Here is a 25,438-nt window from a genome sequence, read left to right on the forward strand (position 1 = left end):
GGTGTTAGCGGTTGCGAGCGTTGACGGGAGCGGACTGGACGGCGGTCGGCGTGTCGGCGGCGGACAGCGGCGCGCCGGACTTGAGATCGGTACCGTCAAGGAATGCATGGAGCGCGGCGCGTTCGTCTTCGCGGAGCACGCCGAACGGCAGGTGCGGGTCGCCGATGTTCTGGCCGAGATAGCGCAGCGCCGCCTTCATGGTCGGCGCGAGACCGCGGTGCATCCACTTGGCCGGGAACAGGGAGAACTGACGCTGCACCCGCGCCGCCTCGGCGATGTCGCCTTTCCGGTACGCCGCGAGCACCCGCGCACCGAGCGCTGCCAGCGGCGGCGGCATGGTTGCGCCCGAGCCGCCCAGCAGCAGGGACGGCAGCAGCATCTGGGTCGTGGTCAAATAGTGCGCGTGGCCCGCGTGGTCGATTTCTTCGATCAGGCGTCCGACGCGCGTCAGGTCGCGCGAACTCTCCTTGATGTATTGCACACGCGGCAGCCGCGCGATCGCGAGTGTCGCGTCGACCGACAAGTCCGCGCCCGGTCCCGCGTTCAGGTACAGCATCAGCGGCAGGTCCGTCTCGCGCAGGATCAGTTCGATGTAGGCGAGCACTTCGTCGGGCGTCGGCGCGCCGCCGAAGGGACGCAGCGGCGCGAGCACCTGCAGGACTTTCGCGCCGTGTTCAGCGGCGAAATTGGCCAGCGAGATGGCGGTGTGAAAAGACGGATGCGAGATGCCGGCGATGACCGGGGCGCGACCGTCGACCGCTTCAATCGTGGTGCGCAACAAGGTCTGGCGTGCTTCGAAAGACAGATACGCGTACTCCTGTGCCTCGACGCCGGCGGCGACCACGAAGTCGGGGCGGCACGATTCGAGCACGTAGTCGACGTGCCCCGCGATGGCGCCGACATGCAGCGTCCCGTCCGCCTCGAACGGCGTCAGCGGCGGCACGACCAGAATCGGGTGACTCATGGGAAACGCGTCTCCTCAGTTGCAAAAAATTGAAAGTGTTGCTAGATTCGCTGTGCGGTAGACGCGTCCACCGCGGCAAACGTGGGTCAGAGGCGGCGAAATCGTCAAAACCCGCATTATTGGTTTCGGACTTTCGAAATCAAACGAAGTAAATTTCCTAAACTTATCGAGCGGATGGGCATGAACAAGGGCCCGGCCGGTCAGACGAGGAGTTGCGCTTGAGCGAGCGACCGACACGGGCAACACTGCAGCACGGCGTCACAGGCGCCGGTTCCGATCATCGTGAGAGCGACGAACAAGTAACGCGGGCGGCGCCATTTCTTTATGAACCCGCGCCCGATTTCGAGGCGCGTTCGACCATGGGTCCGGTCGCTTCGCGCGACTATCGTGGCCGGTGGCTCCTGTTCTTTTCGCATCCGGCGGATTTCACACCGGTCTGCACCAGTGAGCTGATCGCGTTTGCGAAGGCCGCGCCACGCTTCGAAGCGTTGAATTGCGCACTGCTCGCGCTGTCGATCGACGGTCTCTATTCACACTTGGCATGGCTGCATAGCATCAAGGCGAACTTCGATATCGACATTCCGTTCCCGGTCGTCGAAGACCCGTCGATGGCCATCGCCCGCGCCTACGGCATGCTGCCGCCGCGGGCCGTGTCGTCCAGCACGGTGCGGGGCATGTTCCTGATCGATCCGGAGGGTATCGTCAAGGCCATTACCTGGTATCCGATTTCCACCGGGCGATCGGTGGAGGAGGCGTTGCGGCTGGTTCAGGCGGTGTCGATGACCTACCAGGAGGCGCTTTACGCGCCGGCGGATTGGCAGCCGGGCGCGCCGGGTGTGGTTGCGCCACCGAAAACGATCGCGGACGCGACCCAGCGCAAGGACGAGGACGGCGCCGCGGACTGGTATTACCAGACCCGGCCAACGCGGATCGCGCCGGCGGACGCCACCGCTGTCGGCGGACACGCCGCGGCCGCCCGGACAGGCGCTCGCGGCCGCCATCGGGAGGGCAAATGAGCGATGCACGTCGGCGGCAAGAGCCGCCGCAGCAGACGGAGGCGGTCGAGTACAATGCCTCACAAAGTGCGCCGCGCGTTGCCCCGTATCGGCTGCCGCCCGACACGCTGGTCTCGGCCGAAGGGCGCGGCGGGTCGCTCGGGGAGGCGGCGCAGGCGCTTCGCATCCTCGGTCACCCGAGCCGCATGGCAATCGCCGTGCTGTTGCTGGAAGGACCTACCGCCGTGTCGACGATCGAGTCGCGGCTCGGCTTGCGACAACCGAATCTCTCCCAGCATCTCGGCTTGCTGCGCGACGCGCGCCTGCTGACCGCCGCGCGGCACGCGAAGTCCGTGGTCTATACGCTCGCGGACGGCCCGCAGCGCGAACTCGTCACCGCGCTCGCGCACATCTATGGCTTGGCTGCTGCCGCGCCGACACCCATTGCTGCGCCAGCCATTGCGCCGGGCGCGAACACGCGGAGCGCGTCGCAGGAAGCCGATGACGCTTCGGTGTTCGCGCACATCGTGCCAGGTCGGGCCGTTTAACGGCTGGACCACGGCTGGACCACGGCTGGACCGATCCGCACGGCACGGCACGCTACGGCATCGTCGGACTGCGCGCGAGGCGGTCGTGCCGCCGTCAGGCCAGCACCGCGTCCGACCGCCTCGACGGCGCCATCCGAGCCGTGCGCGCAGCGTCGGCCGCTTCGGGTCCAAAGCGCTTCCATAGCCTGCGATGTGCGGCGCCAAGCCTTGCCGCTCGTCTGCGCCGCCGGCTTCTGCCCGCGCCGTATGTCATGCCGGCGGGGGCCGGCCATGCTCGATCACGTCATCTTCGCTTCGGCGGGCGGTGAGAACGCTGGACCCTGCGGCCGGCCGAGTTGATGTGCACGGTGCACGACGTCTTGATTATTTCTCACTGCCCGGCGTGCGGTTTCATCGACAGAATCTGACAAACGAGAGGTCGCTGGGTGTCTAACGCAGCCCATCGAGCGGGCAAACAGAAGGTTCTGACGGCAAACCGCCGTGTTTTACATACCGATCAGGTGGTATCTGATCTGAAACCCGGGAAACGCCGTGAGCACTGCCGTGAGGAAGCGTACGCAAGCCGATCGAACCGCGCACTCGCGTGCGGCACTGGTCAGCGCGGCGATCGCGATCCTCAGCGACCTTGGTTTCGCCCGCGCGACGACATCGGCGATCGCAGAGCATGCGGGCGTCACGACGGGCGCATTGCACCATCACTTTCCCACCAAGGAAAGCTTGCTGTTCGCGGTGCTCGACGAACTGACCGAGGAAGCGCTGATGCTGTTCCGTCAGCTGCACGACCTCGACAGTTCGGGTGACGGTGCCGCTCGCGGCATCGTGACGTCGCTGTGGGCGCTGTACGGCAGCAACCGCTATTGGGCAGTGTGGGAGATCAACATCGGCTTGCGCCCCGATCGCACGCTTCACGACGCGCTGATCGAGCACCGCATGCGCACCCGGGAGCAGATGCGGCGCGTGATCGCCGCGAACGAGTCGTTGAAGGACGATACGAAGCGCGCGCTCGCGGAGCTGCTGCCGTTCCTGTTGTCATCCATGCGCGGCATCTTTCTCGACACCTTTTTCGCCGGTCACGAAGCCGAGTGGCTCGACCGGCAGTTGGAACGGCTGATCCACGCGCTCGATCGGGAAATGCGGTCGATCTAGCCGGCGATCTGACTTTTGCAGGCCGGACAGTCACTCGGGAGTTCGGATGAATCACCCTATGCAGACCAGTGCCGGTTCGACAGTCGGCGGCGCGCGCGCAGATGCCAAGCGCCTGCTGCTCGATGGCGTCAGCAAGCGCTACGGCAATGTGCTTGCGCTCGATGCGCTGACGCTGGCTGTCGAGCCTGGCGAACTCGTGTCGCTACTGGGGCCGTCCGGTTGCGGCAAGACCACGACACTAAGACTGATTGCGGGCTTCGAGTTTCCCGATGCCGGCAGCGTGCGCATCGGCGGCAACGACGTTTCGGCACTGCCCCCGAACAAGCGCGGACTCGGCATGGTGTTCCAGAACTACAGTCTGTTTCCGCACCTGACGGTCGGTGAGAACATCGGCTTCGGCCTGCGCATGGCGGGCGTGAAGCGCGGCGATATCGCGGTTCAGGTCAAGCGCATGCTGGATCTGATCCGCTTGCCCGGGTATTGCGACCGCCGCATCGAACAATTGTCTGGCGGGCAGCAGCAACGCGTGGCGCTGGCCCGCGCCATCGTCAACGATCCGTCGGTGCTGCTGCTCGACGAGCCGCTTGGCGCACTCGACAAAAACCTTCGCGAAGGCATGCAGTTCGAGATTCGTCGCATGCAGCAGGACCTGGGGATCACCAGCGTCATGGTCACCCACGATCAGGAAGAGGCAATGACGATGAGCGACCGCGTCGTGGTGATCAGTCACGGTCGCATCCTGCAAAGTGGCGCGCCGCGCGAGGTTTACGACCGGCCGCGCAATCGCTTCGTCGCGGAATTCCTCGGCACGGCCAACGTCATCGACTGTCGCGTCACCGCCCGCGATGAGCGGTCGGTCAGTGTCGCCGCGTTGTCCACCGCGGACGCGCCTACCGCAATGACGCTTGGCATCGGGTCTGACTTCGACGGCGAACTGCCGGGCGTATTGCAAGTCGCGCTGCGCCCGGAAAAGGTTGCGATCGATGCACCCAGGCCCGGCCATGTGCAATTGCGCGGCCGCATCGTGCAGCACGTGTTCCGGGGCGCTCAGCACTCGTACGAGATCGACGTGCCCGGCCTCGGGCCGCGCGTGTACGCGTACCAACAGGCGTCATCCAGTGAACACGTCGGTCATTCGCGCGGCGAGGCGGTGACGGTCTCGTTCTCACCCAACGACGTGGTCGTCCTCGAAGCCGATGACGCCCCCCCCGCCGCGCCGCACGCCAGTGAGGCGTTCGCGACGCAGCGGGCGCCGCTGGCAGGCGAGGGGGCCCGGTGATGCAAAGTCCCGTCGCAACCCCATCCACCGGCGCGCTCGTGGCGCGACGTCACGCGCGCGCAGCGTCATGGCGCATCGCCATGCTGTGTGCTCCGGCGCTCGTCCTGCTGCTGGTCTTCTTCGCGTTCCCGCTGATCGGCAACGCGCTGCGCAGTCTCGTGTCGGACGCACCGTCGTCATCTGCCGGCCCCCTGGCAAATTACCAGAAGCTGTTCTTCGATCCGTACTACCGCGCGGTCATCGCCGAAACCATCAAGGTGAGCTTCGTCTCGACGTTGCTGTGTCTGGTGCTCGGCTATCCGATTGCGCACTTCATGGTGCGGCGCGCGGGCCGCATGGCGATGCCCATGCTGTTTCTATTGATCGCACCGCTGCTCACCTCGATCATCATGCGCACTTTCGGTTGGCGCGTCATCTTCGCAAGGCATGGGCCTTTCAATGAGTTGCTGGGCTGGCTGCATGTGATCGATCGTCCGGTGCGCGTGCTCGGCGGACCGCTTGGCGTGTATATCGGCATGGTGCATGTGATGGTGCCCTTCATGGTGCTGTCGATCGTCCCGGTGCTGCGCGGCGTCGACCGTCGGCTCGAGGAGTCGGCACGCATTCTGGGTGCTGGCGCCGTGCGCACCTTCGTGCGCGTCACCGTCCCGCTCGCGGCCGAAGGCATTCTCACCGGCTGCGTACTCGTCTTCATGCTGAGCAGCGGGAGCTTCGTGACCCAACTACTGCTGGGAGACGGCAGCGTGGTCACGCTGCCGCTGCTGATCTTCCAGCAGTTCTCGTTGACGCAGGACCTGGGCTTCGCGAGCGCGATGGGTAATCTGCTGCTGCTGATCGTGCTGATGTGCCTTTACGTGCAGCTACGCGTCACAGGTCGTCGCGGGGGAGACGCGTGATGCGCGCCGGGACGCTCGACAGAATAGCCGCCCACGTCGGCGCGATAACCTTCTCGTTATTCACGATACTGTTCTTCATCGCACTGACCGCGCCGATCGTGGTGGTCGTACTGGTCTCGTTCTCACCGGATCAGTCGCTGGCAGTGCCGGTCGGCGCGATGTCGCTGCGATGGTACCGGCGATTGTGGGAATATCGCCCGTTCGCCGACTCGCTGCTGACCAGTCTGTATCTGGCGCTGAGTTCGTCGCTCATCGCGATTCTGATCGCGGTGCCGGCAGCCGTCGGAGTGGGCCGCAGTTCCGGCCGGATCGCCAATGCGCTGACCACCTTCCTGCTCGCACCGATCGCGATTCCGGCACTGGTCATCGGCCTGTCTCTGCTGTACTTCCTTTCCAACCTCGGCATCGGCGTCTCGTTCGCCGCGCTGCTCATCGCGCATACCGTGGTCTCGGTGCCGTACGTCATGCGTACCACCTTGGCCACCTACAAGAACACACGCGCCTCCTACCTCGAGGCGGCATCGGTGCTTGGCGCCGACCGATGGCAAACCTTCCGGCACGTCACATTGCCATTGATTGCGCCGGGCATTTTCGCCGGTGCGCTGTTCTCGATACTGATCTCGCTCGATAACCTTGGCGTCTCCTATTTCTTCGGCACGGCCAACGTGACGACATTGCCCGTGGTCATGCTGTCGTATCTGCAGAACCAGTTCGACCCCGCGATCGCCGCGATCAGCACGGTGCAGATGGGCATCACCATCCTGCTACTGCTGATCGTCGAGAAAACCTACGGCTTGCGCGCGCTGACGACGCAATGAAGTCGTTACCATCTCATCCATCATTGTACGGAGCCTCGATGAAAGTCTCGTATGCTGTGCGCGCCGCCTGCGTCGCGCTCTCGCTGACTGCGGCAGCGCCGGCGGTGCTGGCGGCCGATCTGACCGTCACCGCCTACGGGGGTGCCTGGGAGCAGGCGTATCGAAAATGCTTCGTACAGCCGTTCGAGAAGAGCACCGGGAAGTCGGTCGACGTGATTCTCGGCAGCCCGATGCAATGGATCAACCAGATCGCGGCCAACCCCACCCATCCTCCGATCGACGTGATGATCGGTCTGGTCGACAGTGGCGAGATCGCACGTCAGCGTGGTCTGGTCGAGCCTATCGACGAAAGCAAGATTCCGAATCTGAAAGACATCAAACCGCAGATGCGCGCCTACGGCAAGGGCTATGGCTTCCCGATCGCATTCGGCGATTTCGGTCTGATGTACAGCAAGAAATCGGTACCGAATCCGCCGAAGACCTGGAAGGAGTTCGTCGACGGCACCAATGCCGGCAAGTGGCATGCCGCACTACCGGGCATTGCCTACGTCGGAACCGCGCAGGGCCTGATCGGCCTGTTTGCGATGGTCTACGGCGGCAGTCTGGACAATGTGCAGCCTGGTCTGGATCAAATCAAGAGGATGCAGAAGAGCGGCAACGTGACCTTCTATAGCGAGCCGAATTCACCGTTGGTCGCACTCAAGTCGAACGACGTCGATATCGCGATGTATTTCGACGGCCGGGCGTGGGCCGAACATGATGCGAACAACCCGGACATCGGCTATCTCAATCCGAAGCCGGGTGCGGTGGCCTTCCCGACCATGGTTCAAAAGGTGAAGAATGGTTCGCCGCTCGGCCTGCAGTTCATGAACGTGATCGCATCGGCCGAAGGGCAGAGCTGTTTCGCCAATCTGATCCAGTACTCGGCGTCGAACGCGCATGTGAAGTATTCGGACCGCGTGGCGGCACGCGTGCCGCAGGACGGCGAATCGATGTGGCTGCCGTTCGACGTCATCTCGAAGAAGACGCCGCAATGGGTCGAGATGTGGAACAAGCAGATCGGTCGCTGACCGCAACGGAGAATGGCACCCATGAGTCTGAGAATCGGAGTGGACATCGGTGGCTCGTTCACCGACTTCGCCGTGCTGGACGACGAGACCCGCAGCATCCGCACCTTGAAGGTCTTCTCGCGTCCCGACAGCCCGGGCAGCGAAGTGCTGGTCGGCATGGCGGGACTGGTCGAACGGTACGGCATCGATGCGCGCGAGGTCGCCTATTTCACCCACGGCACGACTGTCGGCGTGAACGCGGTGGTGCAGCGCAAGGGCCTGCGCCTCGCGCTCATCACCACCGAGAAGTTCGAGGATGTGCTGGAGATTGCGCGCCTGAAGATTCCGGACATGTACCACCTCCTGTCGCGCCGTCCCGAGCCGCTTATTCCTCGCGATCGCGTGTTCGGTGTGGGCGGTCGCCTTACCGCGGACGGCCAAGTGGAGACGCCGATCGACGAGGCCAGTGTGCTTGCCGCGCTCGAGGGCATTCGCCGCGCGGAATGTGAGGGCGTAGTGGTGTCGCTGCTGCACGCCTACCGCAATCCGGTGCACGAGGCAGCCGTCAAGGCACTCATCGCGACGCATTGCCCAGGTCTGTTCGTATCGTGCTCGCACGAAGTGTGGCCGATCATCCGCGAGTACGAACGTACCTCCACTGCAATCATCGGCGGCTACGTGCAACCGAAGGTCGCCGATTACCTGACCCGCTTGCAGGCGGCACTCGGCGAAGCGGGCGTGCCGGCGGAGCTGAAGGTGACCAAATCGAACGGCGGCGTGATGAGCGCGGAGAACGGCAAGAGCAACTGCGTGCAGATGATCCTGTCGGGTACCGCTTCAGGGGTGATCGGCGCCGCCTACATCGCAGAGCAATGCGGCATCAAGAACTGCATGAGTCTGGATATCGGGGGCACGACGGCCGACGTCGCGCTGATCGTCGACGGGCAGCCGCAGTATGCGACCGGTGAATATATTGGCGACTTCCAGATCCACATTCCGTCGGTGTCGGTTTCGTCGATCGGCGACGGCGGCGGCTCGATCGCATGGGTAGACGATTTCGGTGTCCTGAAAGTCGGCCCGCACAGCGCGGGGTCGAACCCGGGACCGGTGTGTTACAGCCGCGGCGGAGACCGGCCGACCATCACCGACGCTTTTGCGGTGATGGGCGTACTCGGCCAGTCCGATCTCGGCTACAGCTCGGTATCGCTCGATCGCGAGGCTGCGCGTCGCGCGATCGGCAGCCTCGCCGAGCGGCTGGGCAAGAACGTCGAGCAGACTGCCGAGGCGATCATCCGTGTGTCTACTTCGAGCATGTACGCCGGAACCAGTCGCCTGGTGTCGCGTTTCGGCATCGATCCGCGCACCTTCACTTTGCTGCCGTTCGGTGGCGCGGGGCCGATGCTCGCGTGTTACCTGGCACGCGCACTGAAGATGCCGCACGTGATGGTGCCGGTGACGCCCGGGGTGCTGAGCGCACTTGGCGGCCTGATCGCCGACATCAAGAACGACTTCGTGAAGACCACCTACTACGAGTTGAATGAAGCGACGCTTGCGCTGCTTGCGAAGGATGCCGCGCAGCTGGAAGCCGACGCCCTGGCCTGGATGGTCGAGCAGATCGGCCATGCCGACGACGTGTCGCTGACCCTGACCGCCGACATGCGATATCGCGGGCAATCGTTCGAAATCGAGACGCCGCTCAGTGCGCAGGCGATTCGATCCGGTGAACTCGCCTCGGTTCGCGACGCTTTTCATCGGGAACATCGCCGGTTGTATGGGCACAGCGATGACCAAGCTGGAATCCAGCTGGTGGCGCTTCGGCTGGTCGTCGCCGCGCCAACGCCGAAGCCCGAACTGGAACGCCTGGCACCGGGTAGCGCAGCACCGGTGCCGGTGCGCGAAATCGACGTCTGGATGGACGACGCGTTTCACCGCACGCCGCTTTATCGACGTGCGGACCTGCGTGCCGGCCAGGAGTTCGAAGGGCCCGCCGTGGTCTCGCAAGACGACGCGACGACCTGCGTGCTGCCGGGCTTCTCGGTCCGCGTCGATCCGTTTGGGAATCTGTTGATGACCAACCGCGCCACCCAACATTGAAGACCGATCATGGAATTTGACAAGTCCGAGTTGCAGATCTTTGCGAACTACTGCGTGGCGGCTGCCGAGAGCATGGCCTATACGCTCGTGCGTACCGCGCATTCGACCTTTGTGAAGGAGACGGAAGACTTTTCCTGCGCCCTCGCAAGTGTCGACGGACTGACGTTTGCGTCGCCCCGCACGTTCGGAGCGACGTGGTATGTCGGTCTCGATTATGGTCCGGTGATCCGCTCGATCGACGATTACGCGCCGGGCGATGTGTGCATGACCAATGATCCCTACAGCGGCTTCGTGGCAACGCACACGCCCGACGTCGTGATGTGGAAGCCGGTGTTCCATGAAGGCGAAATCGTTTGCTTCGTCTCGGGCCACATTCACAACACCGACATGGGCGGCGCGGTGCCGGCGTCGCTCTCGCGCACGCTCACCGAAATTCATCAGGAAGGGATGCGATTCCCGCCGACCAAGGTGGTCGAGGGCGGCGTGCTGAACGAGACGTTGTTGGCGTGGATGATGGTGAACGTTCGCGCACCCGAGCAGAATATCGGCGATTTGAAGGCCCAGATTGCCTGCCTGCTTACCGGTGAGCGTCGTGTACTCGAAATCGTCGAACGCTTCGGCGTGGCGGCGTTCAAGGCTGGCATCGGGCAGTTGCTCGACTATTCGGAAACGCAGGCGCGGGCTGTGGCGCGCACGATCCCGGATGGCCGGTACTTCTTCGCCGATTATGTCGACGAGGACGCGGTCGGTGGCAAGCCGATGCGGATCGCATTGACCTTGAGCGTTGACGATGGCTTGCTGCGCTTCGACTTTTCCGGCAGCGATCCGCAGTTGACGTCGTCGATGAACGTGCCGACCGGCGGTCATCCGCGCCATGCGCTGCTGCTCGTGGCGCTGAACTATGTGCTGTACTCGCTCAATCCCGACATCCTGCTCAACGCGGGCATGCTGCGGATTGCCACATGCGAGATGCCGGTTGGCAGCGTGTTGAATCCGGTGGCGCCGGCTGCGGTCGGCATGCGTACGCTCACCTGCGTGATCGTGCAGGCGGCTGTCTTCGGTGCTTTCGCTCAGGCGCTGCCGGAACGGATGCCGGCTTGCCCGGCCTCAAGCGTGTGTCTGCTCAACGTCAAGACCACCGACCGATCCGGCCGCACGATCATGGCATCGCTCGGGCCGGTGATGGGTGGCGCGGGCGGTGCGTCGGCAGGCGACGGCTCGGACGCGTCGGGGGCCAATATGGCGTTTCTGCGCAATACGCCGGTCGAGATCAATGAAGCGGAAGTGCCCATCCGCATTCTGGCATACGGGCTGGTGCGTGATAGCGGCGGTGCCGGCCAATATCGTGGCGGCCTTGCCATCGCAATGGAATTCAAGGTTTTCGCGCCCAATACGCTGATCACCGCGCGCAATCGCGACCGTACCCTGTTCGGTTCGTGGGGCATCCGTGGCGGCATGGCGGGGCGCACCTCGGTGTTCAAGCGCAATCCCCGCACGCCGCGAGAGCAGGTCCTTGGCAACACCGACCTCGTTGCCTGCGAGCCAGGCGATGTGATCCGGCTGGAGGGCAATGGTGGCGGCGGCTACGGTGCGCCGACACTGCGGCCGGTCGATGCGGTGTCGCGCGACGTGCGGCGTGGTTACGTCTCCGAACAGCAGGCGCGGGACCTGTACGGCGTTGTGTTCTCCGAGGGCGCGCCGGAGATGGCCGCTACCGCAGCGCTGCGTAGTGAGATCGATGCCAACAGGGGCGTTGCAGCGGCACGCGATGACGGCTTTTTCGACTACGGCCCGAATCGTCGTGCGCACGAGGCGGTGTGGACGCGAGAACGGTATGCCGTGCTGTGTGCGTGTTTGGATGCCGTGTCCATCGATTGGCGCTTTTTCCTCAAGCATCAAATGTTCGAACGCATGGCGGCTCGGCTGGTGAGCGGGGCGGCTTGCGACGATGCGGCGCTCGTGCAGTCTATGTTCGATGAACTGCTGATCGAGTATCCCGCCCTCGTTGCGCAGCGGCACGGCGCGGCGCGGCAAGCGGCTTGAGCGGGACCGGCGACTCGCGGGATAGCGGGATAGCGGGCTATCCGCTGCGAACGGACGGGTCGCGCGGTCGTCGGCGGGCTGCCGTGTGGCAGGCGGCGACGTGTGTCGCCGCGGGGCGGATCTACGCCGCGCTTGCGGCGGTCATTGCTGGACAGGGCACGGGTTCACCGGTACGGCCGGGGTGAATCGTGCGGTGATGCCGGCAATCAGCGCGCTGCGCCGGGCAGCCAGTCGGGCGGAAGTAGATGCAAGGCTGCCCGGATGCGTTCGACCGTCAGCGGGGCCGGCGCGACGAGCGGCAACCGCACCGGGCCGAGTCCATCGCCGAGCAGCTCGAACGCCTTCTTGGCCGGGCCGGGATTGCTTTCACTGAAGAGCGCGTCGAGCAGCGGGGCGAGCCACGCGTGCTCGCGCAGCGCGATGGCGGCGTCGCCATTGGCGGCAATGGTGTGAATGCGCGACCAGACCCGCGGCAGCAGGCTGGCCGCTGTCAGGATCCCGCCGGTGGCGCCAAGCAGCACATGATGCACATAGAGTTGGTCGTCGCCGCTCAGGATCGCCATGTGCGCGCCGGCCAGCGCCACCGTCCGCGCGAACGCGTTGAGGTCGGTATTGCAGGCCTTCATGCCGACGATCGAACCGTCGTCCTTGGCCATCGCGGCAATGGTCGCCGGCGCGGTCGCATAGCGGGTACGCGCCGGGATGTCGTACAGCAGCAGCGGAATATCTAGCGCGGCGCGGTAGCGCTCGAAGTAGGCGCGGACGCCGGCGTCGGTCGGCGTGACATAGAACGGCGTGACCAGCAGCAGCGCGTCGGCGCCCGCATCGGCGAAGCGCTTGCCGGTCTCAAGGGCTTCGGCATAGCCGGGTGAGACGACGCCCGCGATGACTGGTACGCGGCCACGTGCGGCATCGACGGTGGCGCTCACCACCCGCGTTCGTTCCGCCGGCGAGAGTGCGGTGTACTCGCCGGTGCCGCCGACCGGGACGACGCCGGCGGCGTCGCCGGCAATCAGCGCGTCGACGAGGGTATCGAGCCGCTTCAAGTCGATCTCGCCACGCGCGTCGAAGGGCGTCGGGAACGCGGGAAAGATGCCTGCAAGCGCGGACTGGTCAATCTGCATCGATGCCTCTCTCCAATGTGCTTCGCTGCGCGCTCAGAGCAGCTTGCCAGGGTTCATCCGGCGGTCTGGATCGAGCGCATGCTTGACCGCGCGCATGATGTCCAGCTCTACGTCGCTCTTGTAGTGTTCGAGTTCTCCGCGATGCGCCTGGCCGATGCCGTGCTCGGCGCTGATGCTGCCGCCGAACTGCACTGCCGTGTCGTTGACGATCGTGCCGATCTTCGCGGCCCGCGCGTCGCGGTCCTCGACGCGTGCCCACACATGGTGCGGGAAGATCACGATCGAGTGTATGTTGCCGTCGCCAACGTGCCCCACATACAGGCATTGCGCGCCCTCGATCAGGCCCGCTTCGCTCAGCCGGCGCTCCGTCTGCGCCAAGCAGCCCGGGATTTGCGAGATCGGCAGCGAAATGTCGTGCGTGACGCTGGTTCCGAAACGGACATTGGCTTCCGAGACGATGTGCCGGATGTGCCACAACGCTGCGGCCTGCGTTTCATTGGCGGGCAAGGCGGCATCGAGCGCGGTGCCGTCCTCGAGCGCCGCGCCGATCACGTCTTCAAGCATTGCCTGCAGCGGTGCATCGTGTGACGAGTCGGCAAGTTCGATCAGCAGCGCCCAGGGCGAGGTGCCGTCGAGCGGGTCGCGCGTGTCGGCAACCTGCTGATACACGATGTCCAGCTGGCTGCGCGACATCAATTCGAACGAGGTGAGCGCGTCGCCGCACGCCGCGCGACAGCGCGCCAGCAGATCGATCGCGGCGTCGGCCGACGCCAGCGCCACCCAGGCCGTCGCGCGTGAACGCAGCGCGGGAAACAGCTTCAATACCGCTGCCGTCACGACGCCGAGCGTACCTTCGGCGCCGATGAAGAGTTGCTTCATGTCATAGCCGGTATTGTCCTTGCGCAGACCTCGCAGACCGTCCCAGATACGTCCGTCCGGCAGCACCACTTCAAGCCCTAGCACCAGTGCGCGCATATTGCCGTAGCGCAGCACTGCGGTGCCGCCGGCATTGGTCGAGATGTTGCCACCAATTTGGCACGAGCCCTCGCTGGCCAGGGATAACGGGAAAAGGCGATCGACCGATGCCGCCAGGGTTTGGATCTGCTGCAGCGTGCAGCCGGCCTCGACGGTGATGGTGTCGTTGCGGGTATCGACTTCGCGCACGCGGACCATGCGCGCGAGGCTGAGAAGGATGGCATCGCCCGCCTCGGACGGGGTCGCACCGCCGACCAAACCGGTGTTGCCGCCCTGCGGCACGACGCTGATGCCGTGCGCCGCGCACAGCTTCATCACGCCGGCCAGTTGCGCGGTGTCGGCCGGACGAACGATCGCCCGGGCGGCGCCATGGTAGCGGCCGCGCCAGTCCGTCAGCAAGGGCTCGGCGTCGTCAGCCCCAACGAGGCCCTTCGGACCAACAACCTCCAACAGCGATTCAAGCAGGTTCATGATTGTATGGCATGAGGGATCGGGGCGAGCGGCGGCCGGCCGCTCAATGGCGATGCCGATCGTGACGTGCCCGGGCTGTCGCCGGCAAGGCGCGCCGGCAGCGTCTCGATGTCGGCACTGCCGAGCAGCGTCATGGTCGTGACGATTTCCTCGTACAGGAGCGAAAGAACGTGCGCGACCCCGGGTGCGCCACGCGCCGCGAGGCCGTACAGCGGCGCCCGGCCGAGCAGCACGCCGCGCGCACCGAGCGCGACTGCCTTGACCACATCCGCGCCGCGCCTCACGCCGGAGTCGAGGTAAAGGTGCAGCGCGCCGCCGAGCGCGTCCGCCACGGCGGGAAGGACTTCGATCGGTGCATGCGCGCCTTCGAGCTGGCGGCCGCCGTGATTCGAGAGCACGATGCCATCGGCGCCGTGCCGGTGCGCAAGGCGCGCGTCCTCGACGGTCATCACGCCCTTGATCAAGAGCGGACCTTGCCAATGTTTGCGCAGCCAGGCGATGTCCGACCATCCGAGCGACAGATCCATCTGCCTCGCAAGCGCAGCGGCGTGACGTTGCAGGTTTGGCGTCTCGCCCAGGCTGCGGGCCAGATTGACGAGCTGCGGTGTGCCGTGGCGGGCGATCTGCCATGCCCAGTGCGGATGGCGCAACAGGTCGGCGAGCAGTTTCGGCGTGACCCGCAGCGGCAGTCGGTAGTCATTGTGGACGTCGTGGTCGCGCCGGCCATGCACCGGCGTGTCGACGGTCACGAGCAGTGTGCTGAAGCCGGCTGCCGACGCGCGGCGCATGATGCTTTCCGCGATGCGTCGGTCTTTCTGCACGTAGATCTGCATCCACAGTTCGCCGCCGGGCGCGGCCGCGCGGACGTCTTCCAACAGCGAGGTGGAGGCGCTCGATAGCGCGAACGGCACGCCGCGCGCAGCGGCGGCGGCCGCGAGCGTCTCGTCGGCTTTCGGCCAGAAAAGGCTGTTCAGACCGGTTGGACCCACCACGAATGGCGCGCTGGCGGGATAGTCGAACAGGCGGGTGGCGGGCGAAACCGATGACACGTCGAGCATCGTGCGGGGCGCGAAGCGGAGGTTGGCGAATGCGGCGCGATTGCGCGCCAGGGTGTTGCCGTCCTCGGCGCCCCCGTCGAGATAGTCGAACGCGATTTTCGCCAATCGCCGCCGCGCCGCCTCGCGGTAGTCCGCAACATTCGCGAAACCGCGCGTCGATGAAAAGAACAGGCTCATGGTGAGCGGAAGCCGGGCTGCCGGAACGGTGCCATGGAATGCGTTGCGCTGCTCAGCGAAGCACCCATTCGTTGAAGCGTTCGAGCGCGGCTTCCTGGTGTGCCGGCCAGTAGCCAGGGTCGATCCGGACGCCGCGGCGCAGATTGTCGGGGAAGGTGGGCAGATTCCTCGCCCGTTTCTCGTCGATGAACTGGAACGCGTCAGGGTGGGTCGGGCCCACCGCCAGCGCACTGGCCACCTCGGCCTGGCGCTTGGGGTCCGCGCAGAACGCAACGAACTGCCGGCATGCCTCGACGTTGTTGCCGCCTTTCAAGATGCCGAAGCCCTGCGGTCCGTAGATATGCCCGTTCCACGACACAGCGAGTGGTTCACCGGCGTCGATTGCCGGTAACACGCGGGCCAGCCAGCTCGATGCCATCGCCACCTCGCCGGATTTCAGCATCTGTTCGCACTGCGCGCCAGTGGTCCACCAGATGTCGATGTTCGGCTTGACCCGATCGAGGCTCGCGAAGGCCTTGTCGAGATTGCAAGGATAGACGCTGCTCGTCGGCGTGCCGGCCGCCATCAGCGCCTCCTCGATCGTGTCGAACGGGTATTTCCGCAGCGCGCGGCGGCCTGGAAATTTCTTGGCGTCCCACAAATCGGCCCAGGATGTCGGCGGCGTCGTGCCCTTGAAGGCATCGCGACGATAGGTCAATACCGTGGTGTAGACGTTGTGGCCGACCGCATACGGGTCGACGAAGTGCGGCGCGATCTTGGCAACGGCGCCATTGCCGTCCAGCTTGATCGGTTCGAGATACGCCTTGCCGTTGCGCGACAGAAGATAGACGGCCGGGAAGCTGAGCTCGGCCATGTCCCACGTCTTGGCGCCGGTCTCGACGATACTTTTGATCTGGGCGGTCGGCTCGGCTGCCGACGCCACCCCGACCACCTCGATACCGGTCGCTTGCTGGAAAGGCTTGTAGAGTGTGCGGGTGTAGACGTCGGTATAGACACCGCCCGAATCACGCACCACCAGGCGTTTGGTCGCGGCTTTGGCGGACGTCCAGATGGCCGGCATCGCGATGCCGGCGGCGCCGGCCACGCCGAGTCGAAGGAAGTCGCGGCGCGAGGCGTTGCGTTGGTTCGTGTCGTGTGGCATCGATGTTCCCGTCTGCGAGCAGAGCGTCGCGTCGTGCACTGGCACGCGAGCGCGGAATGACCAGGTGCCGGTTCAGCGCGTCCTGGGGCGCGCCTCGCGGAGTCGACGTCGATGGTCGGTCAGTCGTGGCTTGACGCCAAGAGAGATAAAAGCACGATGTGATGCGCGTTAGTCATCAAACCTCGGTCTGCGCGGCCGCCTCGGCAGCCCGGTAAGCGCCCGCCTCCGCCAGGAGCCAGTCGCGAAACCGTTCGAATGGCCGGCCGTGGCTCAGTTCGGTGGGGTAAACGAGGTAGTAGGCCGAATCCGCGCTGAACTTGGCCTCGAACGGCACAACGAGGCCGAAATGCCGAAGCTGCCCGTCGACGAAGAATTTTGGCACCAGCGCCACGCCAAGACCGGCGGCAGCGGCGCTGATCGCCATCGTGTGCAGTTCGTAGCGCACGCCGTGCATGGTGCTTGCATCCTCGACGCCGAGGCTGGCGAACCATTGTCTCCAGCCGTCCGGCCGCGTGGTCGAGTGCAGCAGCGGATACGCCAGCAGTTCGTGTGCTCGCTCGATCGGCCGCGCCAGCAGCGACGCTTTGCACACGGGGACCACGTCCTCGCCGAACAGGTAATCGGCCGAGGTACCGGGCCATGTCGGCTTGCCGTAATGAATCGCTGCCTCGAAATGCGAATCGGCGAACGAAAACGCGTCGGTACGCACGCCCATGTTGACGCGTACGTCAGGCGTCTCGGCATAGAAACGACCGATGCGCGGTATCAGCCATTGCGACGCAAAGGTCGGCAGCACTGCCAGCTCCAGATAGCCGCCGCCGCTCCCGTGCGCGATGATCGACAGGGTATCGCGATCGAGATGTTCCAACGAGCGTCTTACCTGGGTGCCGTAGATGCGACCCGCGCGAGTCAGCACCACCCGTTGCTTCGCTCGAACGAACAAGCGCACCCCCAGGTTCGATTCGAGCGTGGCGATCTGACGCGAGATCGCGCTCTCGGTCAGGAACAGTTCCTTGGCCGCGTGCGTGAAGCTCTCGTGGCGAGCGGCGGCCTCGAACGCGAGCAGCGCGCCCATGTTCGGTATCTTGAATTTGCGCATCTTGATTCCAAACACTCATCAAGTTGCGATTTTATCTCGCTTTACCGGCGGCGCCACCGGCGAAAATAATAGTGGGCTGACGAGTCATTTGCGCGGTAGAAGCGCCGCGTCCGGGTCGCCCGGACATTGGAGATCTTGATGCGAAATCCCAATATCGAAGCCCTGCTGGTGCGCATGCTCGGAGCGCGGAAAAGCGATTTCCTGTTCGACACGCTGAACGCGCCGGCGATTCTAGGCGATTGGGAGACTGGCACCGTCACTCGCGCGGAGCTCGCCCAGGCGATGAACATGGCGCTCTTCGAGGGCTTGCTGGCGCGCTCGCCAAACGGGCGTACCTACACCGACGAGGCGGTCGCGAACGGCCGGACGGTGTACTTCGATCATGGCGCGCTGCGCACCGTCCGCTGGCCGCATAGCGGTGCGTTGCCGCCGGGCGAGGCCGCCTTTACGCGCATCCTGCGGCCGTTGGGCTTCAGGTTGAACGGACGCTACCCGCTCGACAAGCTGGGCATGACCGGCCGGGCCTACGTGCACGACGATGCTCCCGAGGAAATAGCACAGTTCTTCCTCAGCGAGCTTCACCCCGAGCGCTTTTCCACCACGTTTCAGCAGGCAGTCACGAATGTGATCGGGGCCTCGCGCGATCCGCTCACGCCGCTCGCCGTCTCGCAACTGTCCGAACTGGAGCGCGACGGCTGGCTGCCGCTCGACGCTGCCCACGCGCTGTTGCCGGTGATCGTCGGCGCTTTCGAGCGCCAGCACGATGCGCCGGGCGTCGCCGATTACGAGACGCTGCTCGCTGAATCGGCCGAAATGGCGTGGATCGCGACCGAGGGCAACGCGTTCAACCATGCGACCGACCGGGTCGACGACGTGTTTCAACTGTCGGATGACGAGAAGGCCAAGGGCCGTCCGATGAAGCCCGAGGTTGAGCGCTCGCGCTCGGGCCGCGTCTTCCAGACCGCATATCGTGCCGACATCGTGCAGCGCACGCTGCGCGACCCGGACGGCAACCTGACCGCACGCGAGGTGCCGGGGTCGTTCTACGAATTCATCACGCGCAAGCGAGAATTCGACCCGGCGAGCCGACGCTGGATCACCGATTTGCGTTTCGATGCCGGCAACGCGCAAGGCATCTTCAAAATGACGGCAGGCGCGCCGAATTGACGTGGTGGCAACGTCGTTTGCCGCGCTGACGGCCCGGGCGGGAATACTGAATACCCGCCCTGCCATCATGCCGCGCGTCGATGTGCGATGCTGCGTCGCGACGGCGCCGTCATCAGCGAGCCGTTCCGACGACCGGCTCGCGCTGCGCGCGAGCGCGGTTGCGGCCGCCGCGCCGGACGGCGCGGATGGCGTCCGTCCCACGCGCGTTTCATCCGAGCGCCGATCGTCGTGCAGCCCTACCGCTTGGCGGATCGCCGCGGCCGGCAGACGCGTGTGGCCGCATCGACGCTGCGGGCCCCGCATCAGGTACTGCGATTGATTTATTTGAACCGGGACCTTGCTGCTCGCACAAGCTCGCCGGTCCCACTGGAGATAACCGAACATGAAAGCATCCGCCATCCTGTCCGAGTTGGGCTTATCGACCCAGGCCGACGACGGTGACATCGTCGTCAGTTCGCCGATCGACGGTGCCATCGTCGCGCGGGTCAGAAGTCATTCGACCGCCGAGGTCGATGCGGCGCTGGCAGCCGCGACCGCGGCGCACCGACGCTGGCGCGACGTGCCGGCGCCGCGGCGCGGCGAGCTCGTGCGTTTGCTCGGCAACAAGCTGCGCGAGAAGAAGACGGCGCTGGGGCACATGATCACGCTGGAAACGGGCAAGATCCTGCAGGAGGGCATGGGGGAAGTGCAGGAGATGATCGACATATGCGACTTCGCGGTCGGGCTGTCGCGACAGCTGTACGGGCTGACGATCGCGTCGGAGCGGCCGGGCCATCGCATGTCGGAAAGCTGGCACCCGCTGGGCGTTTGCACGGTGATCTCAGCATTCAATTTCCCGGCCGCGGTGTGGTCCTGGAACGCGGCGCTCGCGCTGGTATGCGGCAACTCGGTGATCTGGAAACCGTCGGAGAAAACGCCGCTGACGGCGCTCGCCGTCGATCGGATTCTTGCCGACGCCATGGCGGAGTTCGGCGACGCGCCGCCGGGACTGGCCTGCGTGATCAACGGGGGCCGAGCGGTCGGTGCGCAACTGGTCGCCGATCCTCGTTCCTCGATCGTCAGCGCCACCGGCAGCACGGAGATGGGCCGCACGGTCGGTGTCGAAGTAGCCAGGCGCTTCGGCCGCTCGATCCTGGAATTGGGCGGCAACAACGCGGGCATCGTGACGGGCACCGCGGACGGTGAACTGGCGCTGCGCGGCATTGTATTTTCGGCCGTGGGCACCGCCGGCCAGCGTTGCACGACGTTGCGCCGGCTGTTCGTCCATGAGAGCGTTTACGCCAGCACCGTCGAGCGGCTGAAGACGTTGTACGGCAAGATCGCCATCGGCGACCCGCTCGCCGCTGGCACGCTGATGGGGCCTCTGATCGATGCGCAGTCGTTCGAACGCATGCAGGCGGCGCTCGCGCAGGCCAAGGCAGAAGGCGGCATCGTCACCGGGGGCGAGCGGCACGCGGTGGCAGGGTGCGAGAACGGCTACTACGTGCGCCCGGCGATTGTCGAGATGCCGTCGCAAACATCGGTCATGCTGACGGAGACGTTCGCGCCGATCCTGTACGTGATGAAGTACCGCTCGTTCGACGAAGCGATCGACGCGAACAACGCGGCCGCGCATGGCCTCTCGTCCTGCGTATTCACGACCGATCTGCGCGAGGCGGAGCGCTTCCTGTCCGATGCAGGCAGCGATTGCGGCATCGCCAACGTGAATATCGGGCCGAGTGGCGCGGAAATCGGCGGCGCGTTCGGCGGCGAGAAGGACACCGGTGGCGGCCGCGAATCCGGCTCCGATGCGTGGAAGGCGTATATGCGCCGCGCGACCAATACGGTCAACTACTCGTCGGCGCTGCCGCTGGCGCAGGGTATCGATTTCTCGATCGACTGAGCAGCGCGCCCCGGAGCCACCATCATGTATCAATTCAGCGAGCCGTTTCGCGATCCCACTGGCTCGCCGATTCGAGAGTTGTTCAAGTATCTCGGTGAACCGGGCATGATCTCGGTTGCCGGAGGCTACCCGGCGAGCGATCTGTTCGATCTCGACGGCTTGCAGCATGCCGCCGCGAACGCCTGGTCGCAGCCGGCGCGCTGCCTGCAATACGGTCCCACCGACGGTCTGCCCGAACTCAAAGACGAGATCGCCCGCATCATGCGGCAGCGCGGCGTGTCGGTGACGTCGACGGAAACGATGGTCACGACGGGCTCGCAGCAGGGCTTCGACTTGCTCCTGCGCGTGATGATCGAGCCCGGCGATGTCGTGCTCACGGAACAGCCGGCGTATCCGGCCACGCTGCAAGCGTTGCGCATGCAGCGCGCGCGCGTGGTGACGATTCCGGTGGACGAAGATGGGCTGGACGTCGCGCGGCTGACCGCGATGCTCGAAAGCGGCGCGGCCGGGCGACCGAAACTGCTCTATACGGTGCCCACCTTCGCCAATCCGACGGGCGCCACGCTGACGCGCGAGCGTCGCGCGGCGCTGCTCGATCTGGCAATCCGGTTTGATTTTCTAATCGTCGAGGACGAACCGTACGCGGACTTGCGCTTCGCGGGTGAATTCGTGCCTTCGCTGCTGTCGCTCGCGGAACAGATGGACGGGGCACGCGAACGGCTCGTGTACCTGGGGAGCCTTTCGAAAATCGTCGCACCGGGTCTGCGCATCGGCTGGCTGGTGGCGCCCTCGGACATCGTGCGGCGGTGTGTGGTGGCGAAGCAGACGGCTGATCTATGCAGCGCGCCCTGGCTGCAGGCGATTGGCGCCGCGTATCTGGCCGAGGGTGCACTGCAACGGCATCTGCCGCGCATCACCGGCGTCTATCAACGCAAGTGCGCGGCGCTCTGTGATGCGCTCGATGCCCAACTGGGCTCCGTCGTTCAGTTCCAGCGCCCCGAGGGCGGCATGTTCGTGTGGGCACGCATGGATGGTATCGATGCGTCGGCGTTGCTCGCGCAAGCGATACACGAGCGTGTGCTGTTCGTGCCCGGCACGGCCTTCTACGCCGACCGCGTCGATGCCAGCACCTTCCGTTTGTCGTTCGCGGCACCTGGGGTTGATGAGTTCGGCGAAGCCGTCAGCCGGCTGGCGCGCGCGCGCCAGTCGATCCAGAACGGGGCTTCGCCGCGCTGAACGGCGCGCCGCTTGCATCGCCAGCACGGTCGCCGCGCGTTGCGTACGGTCCAAAGGCCGCGGCTCAGTCGACGCCGCGCGGACGTTCAGCCAGTCGAGCGATGGCCTGCCCGATCCTGTCGCGCTCCACCCGTGCCTCGCTTTCCAACACGCCGTAGCCCACTGGGATGCGAGGCGCGCCCAACCGCGCGACACGTGCCTCGGTATGCTCGGCCACACTTGCGGCAATCTCCGCGCCGAAGCCGGACACCTGCACTGCCTCATGCGCAACGAGTACGCGCCCGGTCTTGCGTGCCGAAGCGAATACCGCGTCCCGGTCCCACGGCCATAGCGTGCGCAGGTCGATCACTTCCACGTCGATGCCCGCGTCGCTGGCGGTTTCAGCGGCCGCCAATGCCTCGTGCACAGTGCGCGACCAGGTCACGACGGTCAGGTCGCTACCCTCCCTGCGCACGGCCGCCTTGCCCAACTCCGCTGCATCGGTGTGGGCGCCCGCAAGCGCGACTTCGCCGCGAAGGCCCCAGAGTTCCTTGTGTTCGAGATACACCACCGGATCCCGTGAGTTCAGCGCCGCGTGCAGCAGCGCGTAGTTGTCCTGTGGCGTGCTGGGCGCGACGACGGTGAGGCCTGGAATGTGGGTGAACCACGCCTCCAGGGACTGCGAATGCTGAGCGGCTGAGCAGCCCCACAGCCCGATTGGCATGCGCGCCACCAGCGGCACGCGCCCTTGGCCGCCGAACATGAAGCGGTTCTTCGCCGCTTGGTTGACCAACTCGTCGATTGCGCACAATGCGAAGTCGATCACGCGAAGCTCCACCACCGGGCGCAATCCGGCCAGCGCCATGCCGACCGCCGCACCGACGATGGCAGCTTCGGAGATCGGCGTGTCGATGATGCGCTCGCCGCCGAAGCGCCGGGCCAGCGGCAGTCCCGCGCTGTCCCGGTATTGTCCGAACACGCCGCCGCGTCCAAGGTCCTCGCCGAGCGCAACGACGCTCGGGTCGTCGCGCATCGCTTCTTCGAGCGCCAGCGCCGCCGCTTGCGCGTAGTTCAATGTTCGGGGCGGCGTCGCCTGCAGGGCGGTCGGCGGCGTTGCGGCTGTGGTTGCGGTTGCGATGCTCATGCCCAAACTCCTCGGCCAGTATCGGCAATATCCTCGTATGCGTCGGTGCTCGGCGGGAACGGTGCGGCTTCCGCGCTGGCAAGCGCGGCGGCGATCTCCGCTTGCGCGTCGCGCTCGATGGCGTCGGCTGCCGAGCCGAAGCCCGCGGCGTCAAGTCGTGCCCGCGTCTGCTTCAGTGCGTCCCGCTCCAGTGCGGCCGCCACCTCGGCGGGATCGCGATAGGTGCCGGGATCCACCGAGACGTGCCCCTTGTGCCTGTCGGTCACAGCATGCAGCAGGCGTGGTCCGCTGCCTTGCCTGATCGCCGCGATCAGTTCGCCGGCAACGTGGTGCACGGCTTCGACGTCATTGCCATCGACGCGCGTGGCGACGATCCCGAGCGACTGCGCGCGTGCGGCCACGCCCTCGCCGGCGGTCATTGGTGCGGTGGCGGTGGTGGCCGAGATGCGGTTGTCCTCGCAGACGAACAGGACGGGCAGGTGGTAGACGCCGGCCCAGTTCAACGCTTCGAGAAACGGGCCGCGGTTGATGGCGCCGTCGCCGAAGAAGGCGACGGAAATGTGCCCGTCGCCTTTGAGCTTCAGCGCGTGCGCGGCACCGACCGCAATCGGCAGCCCCGCCGCGACGACGCCGTTGGCGCCCAGCATGCCCACCGAAAAGTCCGCGATGTGCATCGAGCCGCCCTTGCCCTTGTTGCTGCCGGTGGCGCGCCCAAACAATTCGGCCATCATGCGGCCGACATCCGCGCCTTTTGCGAGCGTGTGGCCATGCCCGCGATGCGTGGAAGTCAGCAGGTCCTGCGCCCGCAGGTGCGCGCAGACGCCGGCCGGCACGGCTTCCTGTCCAGTGGACAGATGCAAGGGGCCGCGAATCAGCGCGGGTTTAGCGGACGTGTCCAGTCCCCAGGCGGCAACGCCGCCCTGGCTGGCGATTTCCGCGGCGTCCTCGAACGCGCGGATGCGGACCATGGTCCGGTAGAGATCGAGCAGAGTCGTCATGAGGATGAGAGCTAGGGGCAGACGGGCTTCAGACGAGCTTGCCGGCGTACGCTTCGAGCAACGCCCACGCATCGGCGCCGAACTTCTCCTGCCACTTCGGGTAAAAGCCGGCGCTGCGCAACGCCTGCCGGAACGGCTGCGGGTCGGGCGTGTTGAACACCAGGCCCTTGCCGGCCAGTTCGCCGCGCAGCGACTGGTTGAGCCCGGCGACGTCCTGCCGCTCAAGCAGCGCGGCGTCGTTGAATGCCCGTTCCGCAATCTGTCGCAATTCGGCGGGCAGGCGATCCCATGCACGCGGATTGGCCAGCAGCCAGAGGCCATCCCACATGTGATTCGTCAGCGAGCAGAACTTCTGCACCTCGAAGAGCTTCGCCGTGGCGATGATCGACAGCGGATTTTCCTCGCCATCGGCGATGCGTGTCTGCAGCGCCGAGTACAGTTCGCTGAAATTGATCGTTGTCGGACTGCCGCCAAAGCTCTGGAACAGCGAGGTCCACAGGGCACCCGGCGGCACCCGGATCTTCAATCCCTTCAGGTCGGCGGGCGTCTGCACCGGCCGCGCGCTGGTCGTGATCTGGCGGTAGCCGATGTCCCAGACGCGCGAAAACGCGTAGAGGCCGCGCTTGCGGATTTCTTCCCGAACATGGGCGCCGAGCTTGCCGTCGGTCGCCGCCCATACAGTGTCGTAGTCCTTGAACGCAAAGCCCACGCCGGTAATCGACGAGACCGGCACCAGGGTCGAGAGCGTCACCGCCGACAGCGCCTGCAGCTCGACCGCGCCTGCCCGCGTCTGGCTCAGGACATCGACGTCGCTGCCCAGTTGGTTGTTGGGGAAGATCTGGATGTCGAGCTGGCCGCGGCTTTCGTCGCGGATACGCTCGACGGCGGCGCGGGCACGCAGGTTGAACGGATGATCCGGGGCGACATTGTTCGAGAGTTTGTATCGGAACGGTGCGGCGGCGCGCGCCGGACGCGACAACAGGGTGGCGGGCAGTGCGGCGGCGCTGGCGGCCGCCGTGGCGGTGGTGAGAAAGCGTCTGCGAGTGAGTGACATGTTGGACCGTGCGCGAGAATGTCGGCCCCCGGCCGACCCGTATGCGCCAGCCTGCCGGCCGGTTGCTGCGGCGTGGAAGGCAGACGACGGCGTAGCGTAAA

The 25,438-nt window shown here is 65.6% G+C and carries 21 protein-coding genes; 12 read left to right on the plus strand and 9 right to left on the minus strand.

Annotated elements, in window-relative coordinates; translation table 11 throughout:
* Nucleotides 1-4: 4 nt before the first annotated feature.
* Nucleotides 5-964: a dihydrodipicolinate synthase family protein gene (locus tag BLU54_RS12040; protein ID WP_091908415.1), complete on the minus strand. Its 960-nt coding sequence runs from the start codon at nt 962-964 to the stop codon at nt 5-7.
* Nucleotides 965-1,182: 218 nt separating this feature from the next.
* On the opposite strand from BLU54_RS12040, the gene BLU54_RS12045 reads away from it, so the two are divergent.
* From BLU54_RS12045 to BLU54_RS12090, 9 genes are all read left to right on the plus strand, one after another.
* Entirely contained in the window at nt 1,183-1,980 is a 798-nt protein-coding gene (locus BLU54_RS12045) for a peroxiredoxin (protein ID WP_235837920.1), read from the plus strand.
* Nucleotides 1,977-2,507 carry an ArsR/SmtB family transcription factor gene (locus BLU54_RS12050; RefSeq protein ID WP_091908417.1) on the plus strand — a complete coding sequence of 177 codons (531 nt, stop codon included), beginning with the start codon at nt 1,977-1,979 and terminating at the stop codon, nt 2,505-2,507. Before BLU54_RS12045 ends, BLU54_RS12050 begins: the two co-directional genes overlap by 4 nt.
* Nucleotides 2,508-3,038: 531 nt before the next feature.
* On the plus strand, nt 3,039-3,653 hold the full coding sequence (locus BLU54_RS12060; RefSeq protein WP_091908420.1) for a TetR/AcrR family transcriptional regulator: 615 nt from the start codon (nt 3,039-3,041) through the stop codon (nt 3,651-3,653).
* Nucleotides 3,654-3,699: 46 nt separating this feature from the next.
* Nucleotides 3,700-4,932 carry an ABC transporter ATP-binding protein gene (locus BLU54_RS12065; protein WP_211435343.1) on the plus strand — a complete coding sequence of 411 codons (1,233 nt, stop codon included), beginning with the start codon at nt 3,700-3,702 and terminating at the stop codon, nt 4,930-4,932.
* An 80-nt stretch (nt 4,933-5,012) separates the two neighbouring features.
* Nucleotides 5,013-5,828 carry an ABC transporter permease gene (locus BLU54_RS12070; protein ID WP_235837921.1) on the plus strand — a complete coding sequence of 272 codons (816 nt, stop codon included), beginning with the start codon at nt 5,013-5,015 and terminating at the stop codon, nt 5,826-5,828.
* Nucleotides 5,828-6,646 carry an ABC transporter permease gene (locus tag BLU54_RS12075; protein ID WP_091908426.1) on the plus strand — a complete coding sequence of 273 codons (819 nt, stop codon included), beginning with the start codon at nt 5,828-5,830 and terminating at the stop codon, nt 6,644-6,646. Before BLU54_RS12070 ends, BLU54_RS12075 begins: the two co-directional genes overlap by 1 nt.
* 38 nt (nt 6,647-6,684) lie before the next feature.
* Nucleotides 6,685-7,716, plus strand: coding sequence for an extracellular solute-binding protein (locus BLU54_RS12080; protein WP_170845132.1), 1,032 nt, complete (start codon nt 6,685-6,687; stop codon nt 7,714-7,716).
* Between the two features lie 21 nt (nt 7,717-7,737).
* Nucleotides 7,738-9,789, plus strand: a complete 2,052-nt coding sequence (locus BLU54_RS12085; protein WP_091908430.1) for a hydantoinase/oxoprolinase family protein — start codon at nt 7,738-7,740, stop codon at nt 9,787-9,789.
* Nucleotides 9,790-9,798: 9 nt separating this feature from the next.
* The gene (locus BLU54_RS12090) at nt 9,799-11,832 is read left to right on the plus strand and encodes a hydantoinase B/oxoprolinase family protein (RefSeq protein WP_091908432.1); all 2,034 of its coding nucleotides are present in this window, start codon (nt 9,799-9,801) and stop codon (nt 11,830-11,832) included.
* Nucleotides 11,833-12,038: 206 nt separating this feature from the next.
* Here BLU54_RS12090 and dapA read toward each other — a convergent pair whose 3' ends face one another.
* From dapA to BLU54_RS12115, 5 genes are all read right to left on the minus strand, one after another.
* Nucleotides 12,039-12,956: a 4-hydroxy-tetrahydrodipicolinate synthase gene (dapA, locus tag BLU54_RS12095; protein WP_091908434.1), complete on the minus strand. Its 918-nt coding sequence runs from the start codon at nt 12,954-12,956 to the stop codon at nt 12,039-12,041.
* Between the two features lie 33 nt (nt 12,957-12,989).
* Nucleotides 12,990-14,402 carry an FAD-binding oxidoreductase gene (locus BLU54_RS12100; RefSeq protein ID WP_091908436.1) on the minus strand — a complete coding sequence of 471 codons (1,413 nt, stop codon included), beginning with the start codon at nt 14,400-14,402 and terminating at the stop codon, nt 12,990-12,992.
* The gene (locus BLU54_RS12105) at nt 14,399-15,637 is read right to left on the minus strand and encodes an alpha-hydroxy acid oxidase (RefSeq protein ID WP_091908438.1); all 1,239 of its coding nucleotides are present in this window, start codon (nt 15,635-15,637) and stop codon (nt 14,399-14,401) included. The genes BLU54_RS12100 and BLU54_RS12105 overlap by 4 nt, the downstream gene beginning before the upstream one ends.
* Before the next feature lie 52 nt (nt 15,638-15,689).
* Nucleotides 15,690-16,778, minus strand: coding sequence for an ABC transporter substrate-binding protein (locus BLU54_RS12110; protein ID WP_091908583.1), 1,089 nt, complete (start codon nt 16,776-16,778; stop codon nt 15,690-15,692).
* A 175-nt stretch (nt 16,779-16,953) separates the two neighbouring features.
* On the minus strand, nt 16,954-17,877 hold the full coding sequence (locus BLU54_RS12115) for a LysR family transcriptional regulator (RefSeq protein ID WP_091908440.1): 924 nt from the start codon (nt 17,875-17,877) through the stop codon (nt 16,954-16,956).
* A 138-nt stretch (nt 17,878-18,015) separates the two neighbouring features.
* Here BLU54_RS12115 and BLU54_RS12120 point away from each other — a divergent pair, with 138 nt between their 5' ends.
* The 3 genes from BLU54_RS12120 (at nt 18,016) to BLU54_RS12130 (ending at nt 22,162) form a co-directional block, all read left to right on the plus strand.
* Entirely contained in the window at nt 18,016-19,044 is a 1,029-nt protein-coding gene (locus BLU54_RS12120) for a DUF1338 domain-containing protein (protein WP_091908586.1), read from the plus strand.
* A gap of 382 nt (nt 19,045-19,426) precedes the next feature.
* Nucleotides 19,427-20,926 (plus strand): L-piperidine-6-carboxylate dehydrogenase, encoded by a 1,500-nt coding sequence (gene amaB / locus BLU54_RS12125; RefSeq protein ID WP_091908442.1) that lies wholly within the window; start codon nt 19,427-19,429, stop codon nt 20,924-20,926.
* A gap of 24 nt (nt 20,927-20,950) precedes the next feature.
* Nucleotides 20,951-22,162, plus strand: coding sequence for an aminotransferase-like domain-containing protein (locus tag BLU54_RS12130; RefSeq protein WP_091908444.1), 1,212 nt, complete (start codon nt 20,951-20,953; stop codon nt 22,160-22,162).
* A gap of 64 nt (nt 22,163-22,226) precedes the next feature.
* Here the strand turns inward: BLU54_RS12130 and BLU54_RS12135 are convergent, their stop codons facing one another.
* The 3 genes from BLU54_RS12135 to BLU54_RS12145 are packed head-to-tail and all read right to left on the minus strand — an operon-like array spanning nt 22,227 to nt 25,337.
* Entirely contained in the window at nt 22,227-23,285 is a 1,059-nt protein-coding gene (locus BLU54_RS12135; protein ID WP_091908446.1) for an alpha-ketoacid dehydrogenase subunit beta, read from the minus strand.
* The gene (locus BLU54_RS12140; RefSeq protein WP_235837922.1) at nt 23,282-24,283 is read right to left on the minus strand and encodes a thiamine pyrophosphate-dependent dehydrogenase E1 component subunit alpha; all 1,002 of its coding nucleotides are present in this window, start codon (nt 24,281-24,283) and stop codon (nt 23,282-23,284) included. The genes BLU54_RS12135 and BLU54_RS12140 overlap by 4 nt, the downstream gene beginning before the upstream one ends.
* 28 nt (nt 24,284-24,311) lie before the next feature.
* A complete protein-coding gene (locus BLU54_RS12145) occupies nt 24,312-25,337 on the minus strand; it encodes a TRAP transporter substrate-binding protein (RefSeq protein WP_091908448.1) in 1,026 nt (341 codons plus the stop codon).
* Nucleotides 25,338-25,438: the final 101 nt, after the last annotated feature.

The organism is Chitinasiproducens palmae (genome assembly GCF_900095735.1).
GTDB classification, from domain to species: domain Bacteria; phylum Pseudomonadota; class Gammaproteobacteria; order Burkholderiales; family Burkholderiaceae; genus Chitinasiproducens; species Chitinasiproducens palmae.